We start from the raw sequence: 25,269 nt of genomic DNA, 5'->3' as shown, positions 1-25,269 counted from the left end.
GGTGGTCAGGCAGCATCACCGATGGTTTATCAATATTTAATCCTAATTATTATTCAATAGGCAAAAGTTTATTTAGTATGGCAAAAAAAATAGAAATTTTTACTGATGGTTCTTGTTTAGGTAATCCTGGACCGGGTGGTTATGCTGCGATTTTAAAATATAAACAGACAGAAAAAATATTATCTAATGGTTATTATAAAACCACCAATAATCGAATGGAATTATTAGCAGCAATTGTTGCTTTAGAACAGCTTAAAGAAGCGTGTGAAGTTCAACTTTATTCTGACAGTCAATATTTACGTAATGGTATTACGAATTGGATCCATGGTTGGAAAAAGAATGGTTGGAAAACTGCAAACAAACAGCCAGTTAAAAATGTTGATTTATGGCAACGTTTAGATGAACTAGTTAAATCACATCATATCGAATGGATTTGGGTTAAAGGTCATGCCGGTCATATTGAAAACGAACGTTGTGATATTATTGCTAAAACGCAAGCAGAATCACCAAGCTTACATGACACCATTTTTGAAACATCATCCACGGATTGAGCAGATAAAATTTCAAGATAACATTTTAGATACCTATTTAACTGTTTAAATAACTAACAAGGTGCTAACACTATGTATAAATTACATGTGATCCCAGCTTTAAAAGACAATTATATTTGGTTGCTTGAAAACAACGATAAACAAATTGTCATTATCGACCCAGGCGAAGCTTCGCCCGTTATTAGTTATCTAAAAAAACATCACCTCTGTCCCCTTGCAATTTTACTTACACATCACCATATCGATCATACGGGCGGGGTAAGCGAGCTTAAAGCATCTTATCCCGATATTGAAGTTTACGGGCCTAGTGAAATTAATTTGCAGATTAACTATCTAGATAAGTTAGCTAAAATATCAATTAGCGATTTTCGATTTGATATTATTTCAGTACCGGGACACACATTAGGACATTTAGCTTATTATTGTCAGCCATATCTATTTTGTGGTGATAGCTTGTTTTCTGCTGGTTGTGGTAGAATTTTTGCGAGTAATTATAAGCTAATGCTGAGCTCGCTTAATAAATTAAAGCAACTTCCTGATGATACGCTTGTTTGTGCTGGACACGAATATACTTTAGCTAATTTGGACTTTGCCAAAATGATGGTTCCTGATGATCAAGCTATCCTCGAGTATGATAAGTTTATTCGCAAAAAGAACATCACTTTGCCGTCTATTTTAACCCAAGAAAAGCAGATCAACTTATTTTTACGCTGTGAAGAGAAATTTTTACAGAATAAATTCATTTGTAACAATGAGTTAGAACTGTTTGTTTTTTTTAGGAGCCAAAAGGATATTTTTTAGGTATAATATTTCGCTTAAATTAATGTCCAAACTTATAAACTAATGAAAAAATTATTAATATTTACAATTTTATGTGCTTTTTTGGTCGGGTGTCAAAATCCTGGTTCAGGGTACACTGCTGGCTCAAAAACATACAATTCTAAATCAATATTTAATTCAAGCGTTAAAAGGGGTGGTGTTAATTACGCTTCAGTGACACAAAATCCTTGGCATTACATGCTGACGCAAATTAATGTCAATGTGCCAAATAACAGTCGTGTTGTTGCCGAGAGAGAACGTTTACTACGCAATCCACAGAGATTTGAAAACGTTGCGTTGCGATCTGAACCTTATGTATATTACATCATCAATCAGTTACGAAAAAATAATCTACCTGTTGAACTTGCTTTAATTCCATTGATTGAAAGTGCCTACGATCCTTTAGCTACCTCACCTGCCCAGGCTGCTGGTTTATGGCAATTTGTGCCGATTACAGCAAAAGAATATGGCTTAATAAATAGCAATACCTTTGATGGTCGTCGTGATTTAATTGCGTCAACAGGTTCTGCAATTTCGCTATTACAAAACCTCAATAACCGTTTTAACGGTGACTGGCTATTAACTTTAGCGGCATATAATGCTGGTGAAGGCCGTGTCCGACGAGCCATAGAAAAAAACAAGGAAAAAGGATTACCAACTAGTTATTGGTCTTTGGAATTACCACAAGAAACCATGCAATATGTACCAAAAATATTAGCTATTATCGATATTGTTAAAAATAATAAACGCTATGGTATCAAATTGCCCGATTGTAACTATCAAAATTCTTTAGTCAGAATTGATATGTCTAAAAATATCTCATTGGCTAAAATAGCTAAATATACTGGATTATCGCTAAATGATTTAATGACATACAATGCCGGTTATTTGCAACAAACAGTAAGTGGTCCTTTCCATCTATTAGTTCCTTATTCTCATGCAGAAAATCTATTTAAAAAATTAAAAAAAGAAAATCTAGTTACGAATAAAGTTACTGAGCTTTTAGAAGATGTACCACATAAAAGTATGCCATTTGAAATTAAATCAACGACTACGACGACTATTCAGTACAGTACCGTTAGCGCAAAGGAAACCGAAACTGTCTTAAAAAATGGCAAAAAGCAAATCACCTACCAAGTTAAAGCTGGTGATAATCTTTATTCGATTGCCAAAAATTATCGGGTGAAAATTACCGATCTTTTACAATGGAATAAACTGAAAAATGGACGTGTTAAAGAAGGCGATGTGTTAAAAATTAAGTTGGTAAATTCAAATCCAATTTAAAATTAACAAACAATGGATTATGATCTGATGCGGCGGTATCGATAATTTTGGCCGCATCAAGTTTTAACCCTCGATAAAATACAAAATCTAACGGCCTTCCTAAAAACCTCTTTCGAATATCAATAGCAAAATTTACTGGTTTAAGCTTTATCGAACGAACCAAATGATAAAGCAGATTCAGTCGTTGCCGACTCCAAGCATTGAAATCCCCAGCCAAAATAACCGGTCCATTATGTTGTTTTATATAATTCAATAGCATGTACATTTGTTGGCGATAAATTTTTACCCCAATACTAAAGTTAATAGCATGAATATTAGCAACTAACAGCTGTTGAGTTGAATTTTTAATTGGATAAACGGTAATTAAGGCCGATTTAGGTACGCGAATGAAAGGTTCTTTTTCTCTAAACGATAAAATCTTATTTGGTGCTGAGTCGGTAATCGTCATTACCCCTGCAAAAATTTCATTAAAACAATAAGCAGGAACATGATCTGCAAGCTTATTATGTTCAGAGATAAAATTTAATAATTGCGGTGTGGTTTGCGCTTCTTGTAATAATATTAATTTTGCTTGATTGGCATATTGTTCAAGAATATGAATACAATTTGCCCTTTTCTGTTTAAAGATATTCCAAACCAAAACCGAAAATGTGGTCTGATCAATTAATGGTTCATTATGAACCACCTTATGATTAGGCAATATTAACTCAACATCACTATTTCCAAGATATCTTAATGTATAGTCGCGATTTTTAAACATTTACGCCGTTCATTTTCTTTTGCAAATATTCATCAAATGACATAGTGTCATTTTGTTCTTTCTTCTGCTGCTTTTCAATCGACAAGGTTCTTTGCTGAACAAAATCGCCATCAGTTAATAGTTGTAAAGGTTCTGAAGTAAGCTGCTTTTTATATTGATTAGCCAAAACTAAGCCAAATTTAGCGGTACCTAAATCACTTATAGCTTCTAATGTTCTTGCTGAAAGTGTCAATTCTGGTTGATCAAACATAACATCAAGTCGCTCACAAACTTTGCGATATTGTTGCTTATCATCTTGATGATCTAATACATCGGCAACACGTAATAAGTCTTTAAAAAGATCATGACCCACTTTAGCTAAAGGCTCTCGATAACTATCGCAACCCATGCCGATTTCTAAACCAGGCTTACGCCCTTCCATAATAACTCGATTCCAATTTAATTTTGCGCATTCTAATTCACCACTACTCATCTCAGGTGCTGGTGCTAATGCACACCAAATTAAGAATAGATCGATGAAGCGAATCTGCTCTTCGGTAATACCGATTGGTGAGAACGGATTAACATCAAGTGCACGAACTTCAATATACTCAATACCACCACGTAACAACGCATCTGAAGGTGATTCACCTGATCGTGGCACACGTTTAGGACGAATCGGAGCATAAAATTCATTTTCAATTTGTAAAACATTATCATTCAATTGACGATAATGACCGTCAACCTTAATCCCCAATTTACTAAATTCAGGTGATTTGGTTTTAGTAGCTCTTTTTAATCCCTCAACATAGGTATCTAGATGGTTAAAAGTAATACCTAACTGTTTTTGTGCATTATTAGTATAGCCAATATCACTTAAACGAAGTGATGTCGCATAAGGTAGATAACAATTACCATTGGTTTGCTCAATAAAGGCTTTTGCTTTCTCAGGATCTTGTATAAACGAAGAACACATTGAAGGTGATGCACCAAATAGATAAGGAATAACCCAACCAAAACGGTAATAGTTACGTATTAAGGTAAAATAACCTTCCGAGATAACCGCTTTCCCCTCTTCACTGTTCTTTACACCATCTCTTGCTTGCCAAAATGCCATCGGTAATGAAAAGTTATAATGAACACCAGAAATAGTTTGCATCATTGCACCATAACGATTTTTCAAACCTTCACGATAGACAGTTTTAAAACGGCCCTCATTAGACGTTCCATACTGAGCTAGGATAATATCGTCTTCGTTAGCCACAAAACATGGCATACTTAATGGCCACATTAGCTCATCACCAATATTCATACTTGCATAGCGATGTAAATCACGTAAAAAAGTTAACATATAATCAATATTGGTATTAACTGGTGTGATAAATTCCAACAAGGACTCGGCAAAATCAGTGGTGATCCATGGGTGGGTTAATGCCGCTCCAATTTTTTGCGGAAAAGGCGTTTTGCATAGCGAACCATCAGGCAAAATACGTAATGTTTCACGTTCAAGCCCACGTTGAATACCCTGTAAAATAGTGTAGTGCTTCTCTAACCAACTCAGTGCTTTAGAAACATCAGGAATCATAATTGTATATTTCCTAAATTCAGTTCAAATTAGTTTAATTTTAGCATAGTTTAATGGTTTATATAGGTCATTTCATCACTAATTGCCAGAAAATAGTCATCTATATAAAGGCAAAAAAGAATTAATTATCTGAAAATCGCTAATAACAAAACCATTATCTAGTTAATAAATAATGGTTAGTTTATTAACTTACCTAGACTAAAAAATGCTATTGTTTACTCATTTGTTCACTTTTCTGATTAGCGACATAGTCTTCATCAACCGGTGTAATAAGGTTATTTAAATGATCGACAATATAGGTTTTTCCAAAACCTAAAACTAATCTACCTACTGTTGGTGATATTTTATATAAATTAAAATCTTTCATTTCTGCTAACATATAAACCATCTTACTTACCCTTTTGGCTAACCGATCAATGACGGTATCAAAAAGCTCAGAATCTCTTACAATAATGGCTGTTGTGGCATGAAAGGATAGTCGTCTACGCGCATAAATGTTTTTTGTATTGCATTCGTCATCAATAATTAAAAAAGATATTTTAGGATTAGCTTTAATATTCTGACCATGCGGAGCTAAATCTGATATCAAAATATAATAATCATTACCATCAAAGAAATAAGGTGAATAACTAGTATCAACCTCACCTGCTTCAGTTATCGTGGATAATATTATTGTGTGTACTGTTTCATGTAAATTTTCTATTGTATTTTCAACAATCTCATTTTTGGACTCAGCCATTATTACTCCTTGTTATATTGAATATTGAGTTAAATAATTTATATTTATCGTGATAAATTTAATTGATAACATTTATCAAAATAGTTCGCGATATCGGTATGAGAAATTATAATAAAACTACTTGTCGTTAGGTTTGTCTTTAACAATTTCAGCAATTACTTTTCGGGCTGTTTATCTAAAACATTAGTTGCTTGATCCATAAAAAGCCAATCAGGTTTATGCGTTAAAATTCTTGCAATAATCAGACGTGGTTTTTCACCACCGGAAAGTGTTTTTAAATTATCGTTAAGTAAATTTCAATCGATAAATTCAGCAGAAAACCCCACATCTAAAAGCAGTTATTTAATAAAATTTAAATCGTTTTCCAATAATGGTTCAGGATAACTTGTTGCATGAGCTAATCCGCCAACAGAAAAATATGCATCCTGTGATAAAAATAAAATTTTCCTTTTTGCTACTTTTATAACCCCATCATAATGGGGATAAAGATCTGATATTATTTTAAAAAAAATCGATTTACCAATACCAGATGTTCCAGATAAAACAACTGAATCGACTTTATTAAGATAAAATTCGGTAGTTTTAACAGAATGGTTCCATCTGTTTTTTTACAGTCAAATCTTCAATCAAAAATTCATCTTGAATAAATTCTGATGATTTAACTGGTTGATATTGGTGAAAACTTGAATAGTGCGATTGGTTCTTACGATTCACCAAATCGAGTCAAAGCAAAACGATAATTTGCCTCTAATTGTTGCTAATGGATTAATATAGTTTTTAATTGTATATTTTTTAATTGGCTACCAAGCTTTTAAGCAAGACAAAAAATTAATAATAGCTAGATTGGTGCCAAACAATTGAAATAGTGAGAATCCCAAAATCGATATTTACTTAATTAAAGCTAACTAGATGGGGAACATAAAAGTAGGTCAGTTTTTTTTTGCTGAATAATATTTTTAATCATCATTCAATAAAAACTGACCTAAATTAGTGACGAGTTATTTTGCTTGCAATAGTACCAAAACTTCCATATGTGAAGTATGTGGGAACATATCGAACAATTGAACTTTAGTCATTTGATAGTCGGTCAAAAGTCGTAAATCTTCGGCCATTGAAGTTAAGTTACAGCTGGAATATAAAACATAATTAGGTTTTATAGTTTGCAAGTATTGAATTAAGGTCTTACCTGCGCCACGTCGAGGCGGATTAAGTAAGACTAAATCTGGAATACTTTGTTCGTTAGTCACATACTTAGTGGCATCTAGTGATTTAAAATTAAGTTTGTCATAACCAAGTTTTGCAGCGGATTTAGTTGCACATTCAATCGCATCTGGGCTAATTTCAATTCCTGTTAATTGGATGTGATGACTGCTAGCATGTTGTATACAATGCAAACCAAAACCGCCCACACCACAAAAAAGATCCCATATCGAATTTACATTCAAGTTCGCCACCCAATCACTGGCTGTTTTATAGAGTTTTTCGGCTATATAACTATTGGTTTGGAAAAAACTTTTCGATTTAATATATAAAGGTACTTGATTTAATTGGAATGCTAAAAAAGGATTATCCGTTAAAATCAGTTCTTCATCCCCTTCTAATATAGCGGCATGATTCGGTTGGATATTGATCGTAACAACCTGTAAATTATTTATTTTATCATGTAAAAGTTGGTAACTATTTTTAATTTTATCGACAAATTTTTGAGATTTTAAAACAAATCGCAACATAAAATAACTTTCATCACCTATCCTACTTTCGGTGATGATGACAAATTTTAATTCACCTTTTCGCTTATTAATATTATAAGGAACTAATCCTTGCTTACGAATATAGGTACGCACTAGTTTTAGAATATGCTGCATATTGGCGCTATACAACGGGCAATCACACAAATCAATCACCGCATTATCATTTTGAATACCTAATATTGGTTTTTCAACTGTGCCTAATACCGCCATTTTAGCTTTATTGCGAAATCCTGATTCAGGGCTAGCATAAGGGGGATTTACTTGCTTTGGATTAAACTCTGCTAATGTTTGCAATAAATAATTTTGTTTTTCAGTTAATTGAGAATGATACGCTTGATTAATTTTATGACAAGATAAACACTTTTTTTCTTGATAATAGTTACATTGCATCTTATTGAAACCTTTTCTTATAATAGATTATTATATTATTAAACGGTTTCAAGCTGTATTAGTTTTCTTTTTTTATACACAAAACCCCCATTACTCAACTTTTTTTTCGAAAAACTTAAACTTTTAATGATGAGGAATTATCCATCGCTATGCTTTGACGAAATAGCGGTATATGATAGGATATGACCATGAAAATTAAAGGAACACATTAATGTCTATTAAGTTAAAAACCCCCGCCGAAATTGAAAAAATGCGTATCGCTGGCAAATTAGCTGCTGAAGTTTTAGAGATGATCGAACCCTATGTTAAACCAGGAATTAGTACTGGTGAGCTCGATAAAATCTGTTATGAACATATTGTGAATGTTCAAAAAGCTATTCCTGCCAATATTGGTTATCATGGTTTTAAACATACCAGCTGCATCTCTATTAATGATGTAGTGTGTCATGGTATCCCTAGTTTTGATAAAAAATTAAAAGATGGTGACATTCTTAATATTGATGTCACCGTAATTAAAGATGGATATCATGGTGATACTTCCAAAATGTACATCGCGGGTAAACCAACCGTTGCTGGCGAAAAACTTTGCCAAGTCACTCAAGAAAGCTTATATGAAGCGATAAAAATTATTAAACCAGGACTTAGATTAAGAGAAATTGGTAAAACCATTCAAAAATATGTCGATAAGTTTGGATTCTCTTCAGTACGGGAATATTGTGGTCATGGTATTGGTGAGGTATATCATGATGAACCTCAAGTACTGCATTATGATGCTGATGATGGTGGCGTAATTTTAAAACCAGGTATGACTTTTACTATTGAACCAATGGTTAATACCGGTGATTGGCGTACACGTACCATGAAAGATGGTTGGACAGTTAAAACCAAAGATCATGGACTCTCTGCGCAATATGAGCACACTATTCTCGTGACAGACAATGGTGTTGAGGTTTTAACTCTTCGCAGTAATGAAAACTTTCCTCGCGTTATTGAACACTAAATAAAAAAGATTCAACAATGCCTTCAATTGTTGAATCTCCCTTTTTATAAAACTTAACCTAAATGTCTTAGATTTGAATTTTTTTCCGCTAATTTTTGGTTTAATTCATCAACTTTACTTCGATGTATCTTTTCTTGCAAAGTTTGAATACTCTGTCGAAACAAAGGATGCGAAGAAATACCTCCGCTTAACATATAAAATAATCCCAAAAAAAAACGCCAAAAAAATCTTTTATACTTTGGTTTCATAAATTTTAATATAATAGTGTATAAAGCTTACGACGATAGTTACTCGCCAATGCATTATTGGTACCTAGGGCTGCTAGCAGATCAAGTAGCGTTTTCTTAATTTGTCCGTCGCCAACATTTAGATCTTTAGTTAACGGTTTAAATAATAGCTCTAATGCTTCTTCGTGTCGTCCTACTTGCATTAGTTGTGATGATAGTTGGATCATCAATTCCACATTATCTGGCTGTTTTGCTAATTCAGCTTGTAATTGCTGTAATTCAGGTGAATTTGCTGCTTGCTCAAGTAGCTCAATCTCAGCTTGCAAACCATGAAATGCTGAATTCTGGTCTTGTAAAGGTATTGTTGCCAATACTTCTTTAGCATCAGAGAGTTGTTTTTGTTCAATTTGCGCTTTCGCTAACATAAATGCAATATCAGATCTTGGTTTGCCTAAATGATCTGTTAAGGTAGTCCAAGCTTGCTTTAATAAGGGTAGAGCTTGAGCATATTGCCCTTCATTAAATAATTTTTGCGCTTCAACCAGTTTTAATTCATCTTCATTCGGTAAAATTTTGGCTAAAAATGTTTTAATGTTTTCTTCAGATTGTAGTCCTTGAAAACCATCAACAGGTTGACCATTTTGAAACATATAGACCGTTGGAATGGCTCTTAATCCAAATTGTGCAGCCAGCATTTGTTGCTCATCACAATTCACACTAGCTAAAATAAATTGTCCATGATGCTCGGTGGCTAATTTGGTTAGTATATTGGTCATTTCTTGATAATTAGGACTTCTAGCTGACCAAAAGTAGAATAATACCGGATTATTAATTGATTTTTCGATAATTTCTTGAATATTCTGCTCATTAACATCAAAAATAAATTGATTTGACATAATCTATCCTATAAATATTTTAAATGATTATTTATTTTGTAAAATTTTATCCATTAATCGGTTGGGAAGCAAACGTTTAGCGATAGCCGCTAATTTGGTTACTTTAGTTACCCTGTAACGTATTTTCGGCTTAGCGTGTTCTAATGCATGATATAGATATGGCAAAACTGCCTCTGGCGCTAAGGTAAAGCGTTTAGCAATCGGTGGATTTTTTACAATGTTCTCTTTTTCAGTCTGATTCACGTTATTTGAAAAGTAGGTTTTTAAAGGACCCGGCTCAATTAAACAAACTTTTATATTCGTTTTAGCTAATTCTAATCGTAATACATCTGACCATGCTTCTAAGGCATATTTACTGGCAGAATAAGCCCCTCTACCCGGCGTCGCCACAATTCCAACAATCGAGCTTGTTTGAATGATTCGGCCTTCATTTTGCTCAAGCATTGCTGGTAACAGTAGTTGCGTTAGTTGGTGAACACCAAAAAAATTGGTTGAAAACTGTGACTCTAATTGTGCTCGGCTGATGGTGTTTAATCGACCATATACCCCAAATCCAGCATTATTAAATAAAGCATACAATTTACCATCACATAAAGTTAACACTTCTTGCGAGGCTTGAATAATGGAGTCGGGATTATCTAAATCTAACAGAACGGTCTCAAAACCTTGCTCAATTAATTTTTTTTGATCCTCTACTTTACGGCATGAAGCAATAACACGATAACCTCGTTTTTTCAATGCGATAGCTGAAATCAATCCAATACCACTAGAACAACCTGTTATAAAAATTGTGCGCAAATTTTATCTCCGTTATATTCATTTATTGTCAAGTTAACCTACAGCAATTATGATAGCACATTTAGAATAAATTTACGGTTAATAAACGCCAAGAGGATCTGATGAAAATTGCTATTATCGCCGCAATGGAAGAAGAAGTTGCCATACTAAAAAGTAAAATTACCGATTATCAGTTAGAACACCATTTAGGATGTGATTTTCATATTGGTAAAATAGCCAATTGTGACATCGTATTATTACAATCTGGCATCGGTAAGGTAGCCGCCGCTTCTGGCACAACCTTACTTTTAAATAATTATCAAGTTGATGCGGTAATTAATACCGGATCGGCTGGTGGACTTTCAACCGAGCTTAATATCGGTGATATTATTGTATCGAAAGATGTTTTTTATCATGATGTTGATCTTACTGCGTTTGGTTATAAGCCCGGACAAATGTCGGGTTGCCCTACTTCGTTTGCTGCTGATGAGGATTTTCAAGCATTAGCCAAAGCCTGTATCAAAAAACAAGGTGTTAATGCCGTTACTGGCTCCATAGGGAGTGGCGATGCTTTTATTAATGGTAAAAGTAATCTTGAACGAATTAAGCAAACTTTTCCTGAGGCGATTGCCGTCGAGATGGAAGCCGCCGCTATCGGTCATGTTTGTTGGTTATTTAAAGTTCCTTTTGTGGTAGTTAGAGCGATTTCCGATAATGGTGATAACGAGTCAGCGGTTGATTTTCAATCGTTTTTAAAATTAGCGGCTGCTCAATCATCAAAAATTGTTGAATCGATGTTAAGTGAACTCGTCTAAATAATAAACTGGTGTCAATGATATTTGACACCAGTTAGCGACGTTCAATCCTGAATTATATCTTAACTGTTTAAAAGTCATACTGTTCAAAGAGCGGTTTTCGCCAACCAGATAAAATCTCCGGTGTATCGCCTTTTTTATCTTTTATCCATTGCACATATTGATTGATCAATCGTCTTGAAAGAATTAATTCACGGTTAAGACCGGTTTGTGATGAAATCTTTTCAGCAATTCGCTTTAATAAATCAGTCGTTTCTTTATAATTAGGATAACTATTGATTCTTTGAATAGCGGGAATATTTGGTATTGGTTCTTGCAATATTGTCAAAATGGTCTGACCATATAAACGCACTTCTTTTCCCTTCATGCCTAATTTATCTAACTCTGCTAAAGAGGTAGGTTGATAACGAGCGATTTTCCATAAAATCACTTCGTTAACAACAAAATTCAAAGCAATATCTTGAGTTTTGGCTAATTGATAACGCCAACATGCTAGTTTGGCTAATTGACCTAAACTGTTACCTTTTAATTGCCAGCTATTTTTTATATTTAAATAAGCATTTTGCGGATCAAATGGTAGACACTTTCGCGCTATAAGATTTTGACACTCTTGATAAGCCGCATCTAGATAATTACTTGATCTTAACTTAGATTTTAAAATATTCATTAATGGAAAAAGATATAACACATCATTAATCGCATAATCACACTGTTTATCAGTCAAAGGGCGTTTTAACCAATCGGTACGTGTTTCACTTTTATCTAACTCAATGTCGAGATATTTATTAACCAAACTAGCGTAACCACTACTAATTGGATTATCTAAGAACGAGGCTAGAATTTGGCTATCGGTCACCGGAGTTGGGACACAATTAAAGGCATGGAGAAACACCTCAATATCTTCGCTACAAGAATGAAAATATTTTTCAATTTTAGGATTCGCTAAAATAGCCAAAAAATCCTGCCATTGGGTAATATTAAGCGGATCAATTAAAGCTGCATGCTCCCCATCAAAAGCCTGTATCACGCCTAATTGAGGATAAAATGTTCGCATGCGAACAAATTCAGTATCTAAGGCAATAGCGCTACTATTTTCAATTTTCCGACAATAACTGGCTAACTCTTCATTACTGATAATAAATTGATAATTCAAAATATGATTCCTATTTAAGATAATCTATTCTACTGTCGTTTTTGCGGCAAAGGAGACATCGATTACGACAATTTCAGACCGCGTCATAAGTCTTAGTGGCGGTCCACCAAATCCATAACCACAACTCACGATACTGGTAAAATGATGATTACTATCTTGATAAATTCCATAGCCATTTTTATACATCATCGCCACCAAAATATTGATGGGGAAAATTTGTCCGCCATGAGTATGCCCTGAAAGCATCAGATCTACATTTTGTTCGGCGACTTCATTAATATTTCGTGGTTGATGATCTAATAAAATGATTGGTTTCTCTGGCTGAGCAAACATAATCAAATCGGATAAAGAAGCTCGATTAACATCATAGCGAGATGAAGAAAAATCATCCCGCCCTATTAATGTAATCCCCAACTCATCAAGATAAACAATGTCATCTTTTAAAACTTTTAAATTTGCTTGTTTAAATGCAGCAATGATATCTTCTTCACGATTATCGGTAGCATGAGTCCCTAAATATTCATGGTTGCCAAAAATAATATAATTACCATATTTTGACTGCAATTGTCGAAACTGTTTATCAAAATCTTTTTCTATAAAAGGTTTTAAACGTGCATCTAGTGTATCACCGGTTATCATAATAAAATCTGGTTTTAAGGCATTTACCTTTTCCACCATTTGTTGCATCATTTTACTAGAAGTATCTGCATTAATATGAATGTCGGAAAGTTGAACAATTCTTAAGTGGTCAATTTTAGCTGGTTTAGCAATCTCAACTTGATAATGGACTATTTGCGGATTTATCGCCATTTCATGACCAAAACAGAACAAAGCAACAACGGCAGTAATATAGCAGACCTTAAGCCATAAATGGGGTTTAAACTGTTTCTTACTAAGCCAATAAATCACATCAAAAATAACGGTTATGAAAATACTACAAATTATCAAACCTGAAATGGTTATTAATAAAAGATGCAACCATGATGCTAAAAAATCATTGAATAATCGGGCAAAAGTTAACGATAATCCGGCAAAACAGATCGCAAGCCAATAGATAATCTGACAAAAACCGCTTAAATGAACATTAAACCAAAACTGCCAGCGTCTACCTAAATAGAGTGTGATCAAAACACTAATAATAATTGTTGCCAAAATGGCTATAAAATCAACCAAAGTCATAATTATCCGAACAATCGAAGACAAAAAATGGTATGATAGCAGAATTAGATTCTTTAGTTCCAATAACTTTTATGCATACCAAAAAAGACCAGTTATTTTCAGCGCCGATCGATAAATTAGGCGATTGGACTTTTGATGAAAAAGTTGCCGAAGTTTTTCCCGACATGGTACAACGATCTGTCCCCGGTTATTCGAATATCATTTCAATGATAGGCATGCTTGCAGATAGATTTGTTCAACCCAATTCAATGATTTATGATTTGGGATGTTCACTAGGTGCCGCAACGCTAGCAATTCGTCGTCAAATTAAACAAGATAATTGCCGTATTATTGCGGTTGATAATTCATTACCGATGGTCGAACGCTGTAAAAAACATATTGATGCTTATAAAGCAACCACACCTGTTGAAGTTATATGTGAAGATATTTGCAATATCAAAATGCAAAATGCTTCAATGGTAGTGCTAAATTTTACCTTACAATTTTTAACACCAGACAATCGGCAACGCGTTTTAAATAATATTTATCAAGCACTAAATCCTAATGGCATATTAGTTCTATCGGAAAAATTTAGTTTTAGTGATAGAACCGTTGATGAGTTACTATTTAATATGCATCATGATTTTAAACGTGCAAATGGTTACAGTGAACTTGAAATTAGCCAAAAACGTAATATGCTAGAAAACGTTATGCTTACCGACACTATTGAAACCCATAAGCAACGTTTAAACAACGCTGGATTTGAGCATGTAGACACATGGTTTCAATGTTTTAATTTTGGCTCCATCATTGCTATAAAATAACCTCCAGTTCTAATCTATTAACTAAGGAAAAAAGAATGATTGATTTTGGTGATTTTTACCAAATTATCGCAAAAAATAAACTTAAAAATTGGCTTGAAGTGTTACCTGCTCAATTAGCCAATTGGCAAAAACAAAATATTGATAATCGCTTCACTCAATGGATCAATAGTATTAAACATCTACCGGCGATTACTCCTTTGCAAATCGATTTGCGCAGCAGCGTAACGGCAAAAACAGAGCAACCTCTATCTGAAGGCGAACAGCAACGCATCACCCAATTATTAAAAACCATGATGCCATGGCGTAAAGGACCGTTCCATCTTTACGGTGTGGATATCGATACCGAATGGCGTTCGGATTGGAAATGGGAAAGATTAGTTGATCATCTTGAGGATCTACAAGGTAAAACGGTTCTCGATGTCGGTTGTAATAGTGGTTACCATTTGTGGCGAATGGTTGGTGCTGGCGCTAAATTGGCGGTAGGCATTGATCCTATGGCACTTTACTTATGCCAATTTGAAGCAATTCGCAAACTTTTAGGTAATGATCAACGAGCTCACTTGTTACCTTTAGGTATTGAAGAGTTACCAAAACTCAAAGCATTTGATACGGTTTTTTCCATGGGCGTATTATATCATCGCCGATCACCGCTAGATCATCTGTTTCAATTGAAAGATCAGTTAGTTGAAGGTGGTCAACTCGTGCTTGAAACCTTAGTTATTGAGGGAACTGAACATCAAGCATTAATGCCAGGTGAACGTTATGCACAAATGCGAAATGTCTATTTTATTCCATCGGTCCCCACAATGCTAAATTGGTTACATAAATGTGGTTTTAAAGAGATTAACATGGTTGATATAGCGAAAACCAGCTTGGATGAACAACGTAAAACCGCATGGATGGAATCTGATTCATTAGCTGAATTTCTCGATCCTAACGATTTATCCAAAACGGTTGAAGGTTATCCTGCCCCAATGCGAGCAGTATTTATTGCTAAAAAATAATAGATTCCATCGACTTAAAGTGGCGGTGACTTCTGTTTTCCTAGGTTTTATTAAGGTGCGTATTAACACATTAGTTTTTTCAGAATAATAGATAATTAACTAAACCCTATTCAGATTACCGTAATAAAGCGACTCACTGTAAAAGATTACGGTACTTTTTATCTTAAATTAATTGATTTAATTTAAAAACGGGCGTCTAGCCCGTTATAACACTTATTATCATTCTATTAACCTATTATTATTCTATTAATCTATTATTGTTCTATTAACGTTAATTTCGCGATAACCGGGATATGGTCACTGACTAATGGCCATTTTATCCCCCGCCACTGCTCGCCGTTATTGGGTATCATTAATGTTTGTACGTCCCAAACTTGATTGCGACTAGTGAATAGATGATCTAAATCAAGACCAGGATTTCCGGCAGGCCATGTGCGAGAATCAACATTATCTTTTTTAACTAAATTCCAATATTTTTGAAACTCTTTGATAACTCTATCATTGGCAACTGAGTTGAAATCACCCATTAATAGCATAATACCAGAAGCAAGATTAGGAAACTCATCATCTAAATCAAGGTCATCAAACACAATACTATTAATAAACCTAGCCTGAGCCATTCTAACCTCATCTTCTTCGTGCCAATCGAAATGGGTATTAAACACATATATTGGTGAATCAAAACCGTGAACAGTAATCTTACTTAGCATTAAAGCTCGTTGTTCAAAGTCGCCTGAAGGTAATGGAAAAATTTTGGTCCTCTCAATAGGATATTTAGACAATATAGCATTACCATAATTGCCATTATGCATACTGGTTGCCTTACCAAAGGCGTAATACATACCAGTTTTTTCGGCAATTACTTTAGCTTGATCCTGACCATCACTGCGTGTGGTATTTTGATCAACTTCTTCTAAGGTAACAATATCTGCATCCATTGCTTTTATAGCTTCAGCAATTAAATTTAAATCAACTTTATGCTTTCTTAATCCTCCAGCTATATTAAAATTAGCAATGGTAATCGAGGGCCTATCTTTAATTGCATATACTTTATTGGGTGATGCACTATATTGAGTTTTAACTAAATCTTCTGATGCATAACTATACGAAACAAAAGAAAAAAAACAAATGATACTGAGTAAAAAACTGCCTCTTTTCATAAAAGAATCCTTAAATTATGGAAGTATGCTTTAATTCGAAAGTATGTTTATCATTAATAACATTATAATAGTGAGACATCTAAAAGTTTACTCACCCATAGTTAAGTTAACTTAATGATTTTATTAAAATAGAAACGGCAAAAGCTATATCTGTCTCATATAGCTTTTGCTCAACTAAAATTATTTATTATTAATAATCATCTGAACCGGATAGTGATCGGAATATTTATCGGTAAAATCATCTTTTAACACCTTAACATCAATCACATTATTTTTAAGCGGCGGAGAAACGTAAATATAATCATAACGTAAAGGCACTGATGCTTGATCATAAAATACCTTAGTTGGTGCTGTTGAGATAAATTCTTTGTGTTTTAACTTTAAAGCATCAATATATCCAGCATCAAGCAGGTTTTGCTGTACAGTATAACTTAATTGTCCATTGACCAAATTTTCCAGAATTGGTCTTTTCTTCTGTTTTTCCTTAATGTCTTCTAACAGTGTACTTTTATCATAGTCAGCTTTATCAGCGGGAGAGAAAGAGTTCAAATCACCGGCAATTATCCATTTTCCGTTAGGATCACGGCTGTATTTGATTGAATCAATAATTAAATTGATTTCATCAATCCGTTTAGCTGTCCAGAAAGGATTCATATGGGTGATCACAAAATGATAATTACCGACGTCAGCAAATAACGCACCATGCCATAAATTATCAACTACTTTATTTACATTAACGATAGGATATTTTGAGGTAATAGCAACAGGAAAAAAAGCCGGATCATCTGGAGATTCTTTTAAAAGTACCGCGTATTTATGACCATAACCAGCTGCAAATTTTTCAAGCTTTTCACGAGTAAAGAAATTCATCTCTTGCCATGCAATGATGTCAGCGTCTTGTGCTTTCGCCCAATCGATATATTGCTGCTTACCTTCACTCTCATCTAATTTCATGCCGTTATAAACATTATAACTGATGATTTTAAGCTGCTTAGCCTCATCAAGTGACGCATAAGCACTTGAAGTACAAAGAATGATCCCACCTAGCAATGCAGTAATTTTTAATTTTGTTTTATTCATAAGATATTCCCTTCATTAATTAACTCATCATAAATATTATATTGATTAGCAGTAAATCATACTTTTTTTTATAATTTATGTGATTTATATCAATAAAATCATTTACAAATAGTGCTAATTAGTAACAGCGAAGACGAAAAATATTTATCTAAAAACAATTTTTTTAAGAAAAAAGGCACCTAGTTATTCAATTAGGTGCCTGATGTAATATATAATTTATCAATCAATATATGGCCATATTATTCATTAATAAACAGATTTACTTGTTCGACATCTCTAAATGCTGAGTCAATTTCTCTAATCGCAAACCTATAAGTATAATTTGGATCGTTTTCTTCAGTGCATTTGTTATCACTATTATTTCTTTTTTTGTAAGTATCCGTGGAGATTATTTGATTATGTAATTTAGTAAACTCTTCTCCCTTTAAGGTAAAAAGGTTGTTCCAATCAGCTAGATGTTGTTTCACAAATTCTCGTCCCTCATCACATTTAATATCAGCTATATTGATATTGGGAACAATATGTTTTGTTAAATCAGCATATTTTTTTGGTTGATTTGGAAATTGTAATGTTTTGAGTTCTTCGTCAGTTTTAGCTAGATATTCAATGAAATCAGCTTCACGAAATAATTTATACCTTATTGGAGCTGAAGAAGTACTTTTTTCAAAGCTTATTTGTTCTGGCAATTTATCATTTATACCATAACTCCATGCTACACCATATTTACCATAATATCTTTCAATAAATACATCATTAATAATTTTAACTGGAAGTTCTATATCCCACGGCTCGCCATTGATAGTCACTTGGAAAGTCTTAACGTTTTTGATCATTTCGTTTTTTCTTGTTTGACCCTTAGTAGAATAATAGGCTTGATACATATAATAGTTAGATTGGGTCGGATTGATAAATCCATCATTATATGATTTCGTAGGTTTAACTATGAAGTTTAATGATTGACCATTATAAGTTAACTGATGTTTACCATATTCAAAGGTATGATTAACGCTTGATTTGGCCGGAATAACTAACTCATTACCATCAATTGATACTTTTATTTCCTTGTCGGTTGGATTATCTATTTGACGACTTATAGTATCTTCATGAGTGCTTGATTCGAAACAACCAACCAAAGAAAGGCTACAGACTAATAGCATAGAATATTTAAATCTTTTCATCACATCCATTTATTCAATATATATTAAAGTGTATAAATTCTATCATAAGAAATGGATATAGTTAAAGTAGAAGGCATAAATTTAATTACTAGAATTTATGCCTTTTATTATATTTTGTTCCTTTGAAGAGAAGATTTTTACATTTATTTAATGATGTAAAAATGAATATCTCGTGTTTGATCTAAAATTTGATCCAATTGACGAAATGCTGGGTAATAAGTTTGTTCTGGATCGACCTCTTTAGGGCAAAGTTTTTGGGAATTTCTTAATTCAACTCTACCTTTATCGCCGCCTAATTCTTCATACTTACTGGCAAAATCATTACCTTTTAATGTAAACAGTTGTTGCCAACTAGCTAATGTTTCTGCTAAGTATTTTTTACCTGGCTCACATTTAATTCCATCCAGATTAATTGTCGGGAACACATATTGATTAATTTCAGTCAATTTAACTGGCTCGTTAGGGAAGCTTAAATCCTCTTCTAAACCATCTTCTTTAAGATAATTCATATATTCGTGTTGACGATAAACTTTAGTTTTACGAACTTGATAAGCCTGATTACTATTAATTCTTTCAGAAACTTCTTCAGGCATCTCTTCGTCAATATTATAGTCCCATCGGTTATCTTCGTCTTCAATGAAAACATCATTAACAACTTTTACTGGCAGCTCAACCTCTTCTTTTTCACCATTCAAAATGACAGTGACCTTATTAAGCGTTTTTTCATACATCTTATCATAAGCTTCATCGGTGGTATTGTCGGTTGCATAGATAAAAGTATGGAACATATAGTTGCTCTGGGTCGGATTAATAAAACCACTACCAGAAAATTTTGCTGGTTTGACAACAAAATTAATCGTCTGATTGTTATAGGCTAAACTATGTTTACCATATTCGAAAGTATATGAAGTTTTAGAATTAGCGGGAATGACTAAATCTTTACCATCAATGGCAATGACAATTTCATTAGCAGTAGGATTATCAATCACCCGCTCAACTGACGTTGAACCACCAAAACAGCTGCAGAGCGTAAAACCGCAAGCAAATAAAGCGGAATATTGTATTTTTTTCATCACATTCAATTATTATTTTATAACTAAGGGATGCTAATTCTATCATGTTAAAAATTATAATAAATAAATAATTAAACTTTTAAGTATTTTGATAAAAATTATCAAACATTGGTTTAACCGCAACCATTCAATAGCTTTATACAATAGATAAAAATATCCTAACAGAGTCAGTGATGAGGATATTTTTAACCGATTAATTATTGTTGTGGCCAGATAAAGCGCCCTTTTGCATCTGGATCTTGACTAATAAATTTTTTAAGTGCATCGGATTGGTAAAGTTGTTTTACATCTTGCGCCCATTTAGTATTTAAATTCTCTTTCTTAACCACAACCATTAATTCAAGGTTCGCCGTTAACTTTTCCTGAACTAAAACATTATCCGCCGGGATATGACTTAACCATGCAATTCCGCCAGGCATTATGGCGTAATCTACTTCATTGAGTGTTCTCGGCATCATTTCAGATAATATTGCTTTAAACTTCAAATGATATTTATTTTCATCAATAGCATTTAAATCTAAAATACCTGCATTATTTCCGGGCTTTAGGGTGATCCAATGCAAACTTTGCAATAATTGTAAAGCGCGCGCTTGATTTGCTGGATCATTCGGTATCAGGATAGTCTGCCCATCGGCAATCTCATTGATTGAAAGATGATTTTGGGAAAAAAGCGCCGCAGAAATAGAAGGAATGTGGACTAAAGAGACCAGATCGTTTTTAGTCTCTTTATTATAGACATCAAGATAAGATTGATGTTGTGCGGCATTAAGATCAATACTCCCCTCAACTAAAGCGGTATTCGAATCTCTTAAGGAACTGAAATTCACAAAGCGAACCTTATAGCCTTGTTTTTCTAATGCGGGCTTAACCACTTTTTCCATCATAATGTTGTGCATACTGGGTGGTAAACCAACCACAATTTCCTTTTTATCTTGTTGAGTAGTTTGGTTTGAATCTGACTTATTGTCACACCCCTGCAATATAAATCCCAACAGCATGAATAAATAAATATATTTTTTCATAATCACTCCGTATCAAGCTAGATTAGTTTTCCTGATTGATAAACTAATTCTACTATTGTGTGATGACATTATAGTTGTGAATAAACTATCGAGATAATACGAAAAAATTATATCGATATTCATATTAGATATATATTATGCAACCAATCATTAGTTTTAGTGGTAGCTATTTGTTTAAAACAATTTTCATATTGATTGTTCATGCAAGTTTTCCTTCAGCCATCTCACAAAAGCCCTAACTTTAGGATTGCGTTGCTTGTTAGCCGAAACCACATAGTAATGTTGTTTACAGTCTAATGTCATATTGGGAAACGGCATGATTAATTCACCTGAAGCAAGATAATTGTTGACTATATTTTTTCTTCCCATAGCGATTCCCGAATGATTAACTGCCGCAAGGATAGCTAAATCAGATCTATCAAACAACATTTTAGGTAAATCTTCAAAATTAAGATCAAGATTATAGTGCTTTTCCCAAGCTTGCCATTCATCAAAGTTAGAATCATATCCCCACGCTTGATTGTCGTGTAATATGAGACAATGTTTCAGATTTTCAACGCATTGATTAAGTTGATACTGTTCAGCATATAAAGAACTACACACCGGCACAATGGTTTCATTAATTATAGGATAAACATCCAAATCCTCATGTTGCAAATCATCATAATAAATTGCTAAATCAATACGATGACGATTAAAATTGACTACTTCATTACCGGTTAAAATATTCAATGTAATATAAGGATGTTTTTTGTTAAATTCGGATATTCTCGGCACTAGCCATTCTTTTGCGAAGGAAGGGCGTGAATAAATAGTTAGTTGTCCTATCAACTCTTGACTCTTGATTTCAAATATCTCTCTATTTAGTATTGCTAAAGATTTTTTTAAAATATTAAATAGATTCTCACCATCTTGAGTTAATTCAATACGGCGATGAAAGCGAGTAAACAGCTTAAAGTTGAGTTCTTCTTCAAGTTTGTTAATTTGATGGCTAACCGCACTTGGAGTAATGCATAGCTCTTCGGCCGCACGAATAAATGAACAGTGACGGGCAGCTGCTTCAAAAGTGTGAAATTTAGCTAACTGATATCCTGAAATCAATCGATTATTGGTAATAATACGGTCATCATCAAACATAGTAGTTCTTTCCTTACCTTACCTATTTTTTGCTATTTAACTACAAATAATAAATTAAATACAATTATTTATATTAATAACTCCATTTTTGTGAACTTCGTACATTTTTAATCGAGCTGAGCTCATGTAAACATGATTAATTATCGTTTGTCAGAAATTAATTTATAAAATCTAATATCTCCGGATTTGCTACTTTAACTAAAATAGGAAAATATTATGGATTTACAAATTTGGGTTTTAGGTGTTTTAATTTCAAGTATTTTATTAATTGTAATAAGTATAATCAAATTTAAACTTCATCCATTTTTAGCTTTATTATTATCCAGCTTTTATGTCGGTGCATTAATGGGCATGAAGCCATTAGATATGATTACTTCCATCGAGGATGGTATCGGTGGCACATTGGGCTTTTTAGCTGCAGTAATTGGCTTAGGTACTATTTTAGGTAAAATGATGGAAATATCAGGAGCCGCCGAGCGTATTGGTATTACCTTACAACAATGTCGCTGGTTATCACCTGAAGTTATTATGGTATTAATTGGCATGATTTGCGGTATAACTTTATTTGTTGAAGTTGGTGTAGTGCTCTTAATTCCATTGGCATTTTCAATAGCTAAAAAAACCAAAACTTCATTATTAATGTTAGCAATTCCATTATGTACGGCATTAATGGCGGTTCATTGCATTGTTCCCCCTCACCCTGCTGCATTGTATGTAACTAAGGCATTAGGCGCTGATATTGGCAGTGTAATTTTATATGGATTAATTATAGGTGTAATTGCGTCATTAGTTGGAGGTCCACTGTTTTTAACTATCATTAAAAAAGAAATTCCGTTTAAAGCGGTACCGGAACAATTTGCTGATCTAAAAGTAAGAAACAAAGATGAATTGCCGTCATTGGCTACCACGCTTTTTACTGTCTTATTACCCATTTTTCTTATGTTTATTAAAACCACAGCTGAGTTAAATATGGATAAAGACACATCTGTTTATGCTATTTTAGAATTTATTGGTAATCCGATTACCGCTATGTTTATTGCAGCTTTCGTTGCTTATTATATGCTGGGTTTAAGACGTGAGATGAAAATGACAGACTTACTCAGCAAAACGGAAGATTGTTTTTCATCAATCGCCAATATTCTTTTGATTATCGGTGCTGGCGGTGCCTTTAATGGTATCTTAAAAGCGAGTGGTTTAAGTGATAGCTTGGCCAATATTTTATCCCATTTAGATCTGCATCCAATTTTATTGGCATGGCTGGTAGCGATAATTTTACACGCCGCAGTAGGTTCGGCAACGGTAGCCATGATGGGAGCCACAGGAATCGTGTCACCAATGCTTGGGCTTTATCCTAATATCAGTCCGGAAATAATAACTCTAGCCATTGGTTCTGGTGCTATCGGCTGTACAATCGTTACCGATTCACTATTTTGGCTAGTTAAACAATATTGTGGCGCAACAATGACTGAAATTTTTAAATATTACACTACGGCAACCTTTATTGCATCACTGGTTGCCTTAATGGGAACATTTTTATTATCCAATTTTATCTAAGTGTTTTTCAAGGAGCGAATATGAATCAAATAGAGATAAAAAAACTTAGTAGCGATAAGCCATTAATAGAAGATTTAATTAAGCTTAAACCATGCAGTTGGTTTAACCCCAATACCACCAGCGTCGAGGTAGCGCTTCCTTATGTAGGACTTGATCAAACAGATATAAGCAAAGCGAGTGAACGTTTAACACGTTTCGCACCCTATTTAGCCTTAGCTTTTCCTGAAACATCGGCAACTAAGGGAATTATCGAATCACCACTAGTCGAAATTAACCAGATGAAAAAGGCCTTGGAAACAAAGTTTGCTATAACCATTCCGGGGCAGCTTTACTTGAAAAAAGATAGTCATTTACCAATATCCGGTTCGATCAAAGCTCGAGGTGGTATTTATGAAGTTTTAACTCATGCTGAAAAATTAGCCATTGAAAATGGTTTATTATCGGAAGATGATGACTATAGTCAGCTATTTTCCGAAAAATTTAAACAGTTTTTTAGTCAATATAGTATCGCTGTTGGTTCAACCGGCAACCTTGGTTTATCCATTGGGATAATGAGTGCCAAACTTGGATTTAAAGTCAGTGTGCATATGTCTGCTGATGCCCGAGAATGGAAAAAACAAAAGTTGCGAGAGCATGGGGTTAATGTTGTCGAATATGAACAAGATTATGGCGTCGCGGTTGAACAAGGCCGGAAAGCCGCCCAATCCGATCCAACATGTTTCTTTATTGACGACGAAAATTCTACTACGCTATTTTTAGGATATTCAGTTGCCGGAGAACGCTTAAAACATCAATTTGAAGAACAAGGCATCAAAGTTGATAAAGATCATCCACTGTTTGTCTATTTACCATGCGGTGTAGGTGGTGGACCTGGTGGGGTTGCCTTTGGCTTAAAGATGGCATTCGGTGATAATGTACACTGTATTTTTGCCGAACCGACACATTCGCCATGTATGTTTTTAGGAGTTTATACTGGTTTACATGACAAAATCTCGGTACAAGAGATCGGAATTGATAATATTACTGCAGCCGATGGGTTGGCGGTAGGTCGACCGTCAGGTTTTGTTGGACGGGCAATGGAACGTCTGTTAGCTGGATATTATACCTTGTCTGATCAAGATATGTATGATTTGTTAGTATTACTTGATAAAACTGAAAATATTCAACTTGAACCATCTGCCCTAGCAGGTATGCAAGGTCCAGTTATCGTAACTAACAATTCGGAATATTTACAACGAATGCAATTCACACCTCAGCAATTACAAAATGCAATTCATTTAGTATGGGCAACTGGCGGTGGAATGGTACCGAAAGAAGAGATGCAAAAATATTTAAAATTAGGAAGAATTTAAC

The 25,269-nt window shown here is 33.9% G+C and carries 23 protein-coding genes and 2 pseudogenes; 9 read left to right on the top strand and 16 right to left on the bottom strand.

Annotated features, from left to right (window positions below):
• Nucleotides 1-77 precede the first annotated feature (77 nt).
• The 3 genes from rnhA to AC5LXV_RS09955 all read left to right on the top strand — a co-directional run bounded on the left by rnhA (nt 78) and on the right by AC5LXV_RS09955 (nt 2,654).
• Entirely contained in the window at nt 78-551 is a 474-nt protein-coding gene (gene rnhA / locus AC5LXV_RS09965; RefSeq protein WP_110433496.1) for a ribonuclease HI, read from the top strand.
• Between the two features lie 72 nt (nt 552-623).
• Entirely contained in the window at nt 624-1,352 is a 729-nt protein-coding gene (gene gloB, locus AC5LXV_RS09960; protein WP_110433497.1) for a hydroxyacylglutathione hydrolase, read from the top strand.
• 192 nt (nt 1,353-1,544) lie between these two features.
• Nucleotides 1,545-2,654, top strand: coding sequence for a transglycosylase SLT domain-containing protein (locus AC5LXV_RS09955; RefSeq protein WP_493444722.1), 1,110 nt, complete (start codon nt 1,545-1,547; stop codon nt 2,652-2,654).
• Here AC5LXV_RS09955 and AC5LXV_RS09950 read toward each other — a convergent pair.
• The 6 genes and pseudogenes from AC5LXV_RS09950 to rlmC form a co-directional block, all read right to left on the bottom strand.
• Nucleotides 2,626-3,414 (bottom strand): endonuclease/exonuclease/phosphatase family protein, encoded by a 789-nt coding sequence (locus AC5LXV_RS09950; RefSeq protein WP_493466332.1) that lies wholly within the window; start codon nt 3,412-3,414, stop codon nt 2,626-2,628. The two genes, AC5LXV_RS09955 and AC5LXV_RS09950, sit on opposite strands and share 29 nt — an antisense overlap.
• Nucleotides 3,407-4,978: a glutamate--cysteine ligase gene (gene gshA, locus AC5LXV_RS09945; RefSeq protein ID WP_493466331.1), complete on the bottom strand. Its 1,572-nt coding sequence runs from the start codon at nt 4,976-4,978 to the stop codon at nt 3,407-3,409. The genes AC5LXV_RS09950 and gshA overlap by 8 nt, the downstream gene beginning before the upstream one ends.
• A gap of 208 nt (nt 4,979-5,186) precedes the next feature.
• Entirely contained in the window at nt 5,187-5,717 is a 531-nt protein-coding gene (locus tag AC5LXV_RS09940) for a HugZ family pyridoxamine 5'-phosphate oxidase (RefSeq protein WP_493466330.1), read from the bottom strand.
• Nucleotides 5,718-5,872: 155 nt separating this feature from the next.
• The gene (locus AC5LXV_RS09935) at nt 5,873-5,956 is read right to left on the bottom strand and encodes a hypothetical protein (protein ID WP_493467988.1); all 84 of its coding nucleotides are present in this window, start codon (nt 5,954-5,956) and stop codon (nt 5,873-5,875) included.
• Between the two features lie 99 nt (nt 5,957-6,055).
• Nucleotides 6,056-6,289: pseudogene (locus AC5LXV_RS09930) on the bottom strand (ATP-binding cassette domain-containing protein); the annotation flags it as partial.
• A gap of 426 nt (nt 6,290-6,715) precedes the next feature.
• Nucleotides 6,716-7,858, bottom strand: coding sequence for a 23S rRNA (uracil(747)-C(5))-methyltransferase RlmC (gene rlmC, locus AC5LXV_RS09925; RefSeq protein ID WP_493466329.1), 1,143 nt, complete (start codon nt 7,856-7,858; stop codon nt 6,716-6,718).
• A gap of 211 nt (nt 7,859-8,069) precedes the next feature.
• Between rlmC and map the strand changes: the two genes are divergently transcribed.
• Nucleotides 8,070-8,858 (top strand): type I methionyl aminopeptidase, encoded by a 789-nt coding sequence (map, locus tag AC5LXV_RS09920; RefSeq protein WP_110433505.1) that lies wholly within the window; start codon nt 8,070-8,072, stop codon nt 8,856-8,858.
• Between the two features lie 253 nt (nt 8,859-9,111).
• On the opposite strand, the gene AC5LXV_RS09915 is transcribed toward map, so the two are convergent.
• Both AC5LXV_RS09915 and AC5LXV_RS09910 read right to left on the bottom strand, forming a co-directional pair.
• Nucleotides 9,112-9,981: a co-chaperone YbbN gene (locus AC5LXV_RS09915; RefSeq protein WP_493466328.1), complete on the bottom strand. Its 870-nt coding sequence runs from the start codon at nt 9,979-9,981 to the stop codon at nt 9,112-9,114.
• A gap of 27 nt (nt 9,982-10,008) precedes the next feature.
• A complete protein-coding gene (locus AC5LXV_RS09910) occupies nt 10,009-10,779 on the bottom strand; it encodes an SDR family oxidoreductase (RefSeq protein ID WP_493466327.1) in 771 nt (256 codons plus the stop codon).
• A 101-nt stretch (nt 10,780-10,880) separates the two neighbouring features.
• Here AC5LXV_RS09910 and AC5LXV_RS09905 point away from each other — a divergent pair, with 101 nt between their 5' ends.
• A complete protein-coding gene (locus tag AC5LXV_RS09905) occupies nt 10,881-11,573 on the top strand; it encodes a 5'-methylthioadenosine/adenosylhomocysteine nucleosidase (protein ID WP_493466326.1) in 693 nt (230 codons plus the stop codon).
• A gap of 70 nt (nt 11,574-11,643) precedes the next feature.
• Here the strand turns inward: AC5LXV_RS09905 and rnd are convergent, their stop codons facing one another.
• Nucleotides 11,644-12,726, bottom strand: a complete 1,083-nt coding sequence (gene rnd, locus AC5LXV_RS09900) for a ribonuclease D (RefSeq protein ID WP_493466325.1) — start codon at nt 12,724-12,726, stop codon at nt 11,644-11,646.
• Nucleotides 12,727-12,750: 24 nt separating this feature from the next.
• The gene (locus AC5LXV_RS09895) at nt 12,751-13,905 is read right to left on the bottom strand and encodes a metallophosphoesterase (RefSeq protein ID WP_493466324.1); all 1,155 of its coding nucleotides are present in this window, start codon (nt 13,903-13,905) and stop codon (nt 12,751-12,753) included.
• A gap of 80 nt (nt 13,906-13,985) precedes the next feature.
• Here AC5LXV_RS09895 and cmoA point away from each other — a divergent pair.
• Nucleotides 13,986-14,708, top strand: a pseudogene (gene cmoA, locus AC5LXV_RS09890) (carboxy-S-adenosyl-L-methionine synthase CmoA); the annotation flags it as partial.
• A 35-nt stretch (nt 14,709-14,743) separates the two neighbouring features.
• A complete protein-coding gene (gene cmoB / locus AC5LXV_RS09885) occupies nt 14,744-15,712 on the top strand; it encodes a tRNA 5-methoxyuridine(34)/uridine 5-oxyacetic acid(34) synthase CmoB (RefSeq protein WP_493466323.1) in 969 nt (322 codons plus the stop codon).
• A 254-nt stretch (nt 15,713-15,966) separates the two neighbouring features.
• Here cmoB and AC5LXV_RS09880 read toward each other — a convergent pair whose 3' ends face one another.
• The 6 genes from AC5LXV_RS09880 to dsdC all read right to left on the bottom strand — a co-directional run bounded on the left by AC5LXV_RS09880 (nt 15,967) and on the right by dsdC (nt 22,362).
• The gene (locus AC5LXV_RS09880; RefSeq protein WP_493453165.1) at nt 15,967-16,872 is read right to left on the bottom strand and encodes an endonuclease/exonuclease/phosphatase family protein; all 906 of its coding nucleotides are present in this window, start codon (nt 16,870-16,872) and stop codon (nt 15,967-15,969) included.
• Nucleotides 16,873-17,052: 180 nt separating this feature from the next.
• Entirely contained in the window at nt 17,053-17,952 is a 900-nt protein-coding gene (locus tag AC5LXV_RS09875; RefSeq protein ID WP_493453164.1) for an endonuclease/exonuclease/phosphatase family protein, read from the bottom strand.
• Nucleotides 17,953-18,191: 239 nt separating this feature from the next.
• Nucleotides 18,192-19,133 carry a hypothetical protein gene (locus AC5LXV_RS09870; RefSeq protein ID WP_493466322.1) on the bottom strand — a complete coding sequence of 314 codons (942 nt, stop codon included), beginning with the start codon at nt 19,131-19,133 and terminating at the stop codon, nt 18,192-18,194.
• Between the two features lie 140 nt (nt 19,134-19,273).
• Entirely contained in the window at nt 19,274-20,203 is a 930-nt protein-coding gene (locus AC5LXV_RS09865) for a hypothetical protein (RefSeq protein WP_493466321.1), read from the bottom strand.
• A gap of 197 nt (nt 20,204-20,400) precedes the next feature.
• The gene (locus AC5LXV_RS09860; protein WP_493466320.1) at nt 20,401-21,225 is read right to left on the bottom strand and encodes a MetQ/NlpA family ABC transporter substrate-binding protein; all 825 of its coding nucleotides are present in this window, start codon (nt 21,223-21,225) and stop codon (nt 20,401-20,403) included.
• A 186-nt stretch (nt 21,226-21,411) separates the two neighbouring features.
• Nucleotides 21,412-22,362, bottom strand: a complete 951-nt coding sequence (dsdC, locus tag AC5LXV_RS09855) for a DNA-binding transcriptional regulator DsdC (RefSeq protein WP_493466319.1) — start codon at nt 22,360-22,362, stop codon at nt 21,412-21,414.
• Nucleotides 22,363-22,578: 216 nt separating this feature from the next.
• On the opposite strand from dsdC, the gene dsdX reads away from it, so the two are divergent.
• Together dsdX and dsdA are read left to right on the top strand one after the other, a co-directional pair.
• A complete protein-coding gene (dsdX, locus tag AC5LXV_RS09850) occupies nt 22,579-23,916 on the top strand; it encodes a D-serine transporter DsdX (RefSeq protein WP_493466318.1) in 1,338 nt (445 codons plus the stop codon).
• Nucleotides 23,917-23,936: 20 nt separating this feature from the next.
• Nucleotides 23,937-25,268 carry a D-serine ammonia-lyase gene (gene dsdA / locus AC5LXV_RS09845; RefSeq protein WP_493466317.1) on the top strand — a complete coding sequence of 444 codons (1,332 nt, stop codon included), beginning with the start codon at nt 23,937-23,939 and terminating at the stop codon, nt 25,266-25,268.
• The last annotated feature ends 1 nt before the right edge of the window (nt 25,269 follow it).

The sequence above is a fragment of the Gilliamella sp. LMG 34359 genome (assembly GCF_984569085.1).
This window is presented reverse-complemented; position numbering and strand designations above follow the sequence as displayed.

Bases quoted from the DNA above. Each gene is read 5' to 3' on its own strand.
- rnhA (WP_110433496.1), top strand. From the start codon at position 78: ATGGCAAAAAAAATAGAAATTTTTACTGATGGTTCTTGTTTAGGTAAT.
- gloB (WP_110433497.1), top strand. From the start codon at position 624: ATGTATAAATTACATGTGATCCCAGCTTTAAAAGACAATTATATTTGG.
- AC5LXV_RS09950 (WP_493466332.1), bottom strand. From the start codon at position 3,414: ATGTTTAAAAATCGCGACTATACATTAAGATATCTTGGAAATAGTGAT.
- gshA (WP_493466331.1), bottom strand. From the start codon at position 4,978: ATGATTCCTGATGTTTCTAAAGCACTGAGTTGGTTAGAGAAGCACTAC.
- AC5LXV_RS09940 (WP_493466330.1), bottom strand. From the start codon at position 5,717: ATGGCTGAGTCCAAAAATGAGATTGTTGAAAATACAATAGAAAATTTA.
- rlmC (WP_493466329.1), bottom strand. From the start codon at position 7,858: ATGCAATGTAACTATTATCAAGAAAAAAAGTGTTTATCTTGTCATAAA.
- map (WP_110433505.1), top strand. From the start codon at position 8,070: ATGTCTATTAAGTTAAAAACCCCCGCCGAAATTGAAAAAATGCGTATC.
- AC5LXV_RS09915 (WP_493466328.1), bottom strand. From the start codon at position 9,981: ATGTCAAATCAATTTATTTTTGATGTTAATGAGCAGAATATTCAAGAA.
- AC5LXV_RS09905 (WP_493466326.1), top strand. From the start codon at position 10,881: ATGAAAATTGCTATTATCGCCGCAATGGAAGAAGAAGTTGCCATACTA.
- AC5LXV_RS09895 (WP_493466324.1), bottom strand. From the start codon at position 13,905: ATGACTTTGGTTGATTTTATAGCCATTTTGGCAACAATTATTATTAGT.
- cmoB (WP_493466323.1), top strand. From the start codon at position 14,744: ATGATTGATTTTGGTGATTTTTACCAAATTATCGCAAAAAATAAACTT.
- AC5LXV_RS09880 (WP_493453165.1), bottom strand. From the start codon at position 16,872: ATGAAAAGAGGCAGTTTTTTACTCAGTATCATTTGTTTTTTTTCTTTT.
- AC5LXV_RS09875 (WP_493453164.1), bottom strand. From the start codon at position 17,952: ATGAATAAAACAAAATTAAAAATTACTGCATTGCTAGGTGGGATCATT.
- AC5LXV_RS09865 (WP_493466321.1), bottom strand. From the start codon at position 20,203: ATGAAAAAAATACAATATTCCGCTTTATTTGCTTGCGGTTTTACGCTC.
- AC5LXV_RS09860 (WP_493466320.1), bottom strand. From the start codon at position 21,225: ATGAAAAAATATATTTATTTATTCATGCTGTTGGGATTTATATTGCAG.
- dsdC (WP_493466319.1), bottom strand. From the start codon at position 22,362: ATGTTTGATGATGACCGTATTATTACCAATAATCGATTGATTTCAGGA.
- dsdX (WP_493466318.1), top strand. From the start codon at position 22,579: ATGGATTTACAAATTTGGGTTTTAGGTGTTTTAATTTCAAGTATTTTA.
- dsdA (WP_493466317.1), top strand. From the start codon at position 23,937: ATGAATCAAATAGAGATAAAAAAACTTAGTAGCGATAAGCCATTAATA.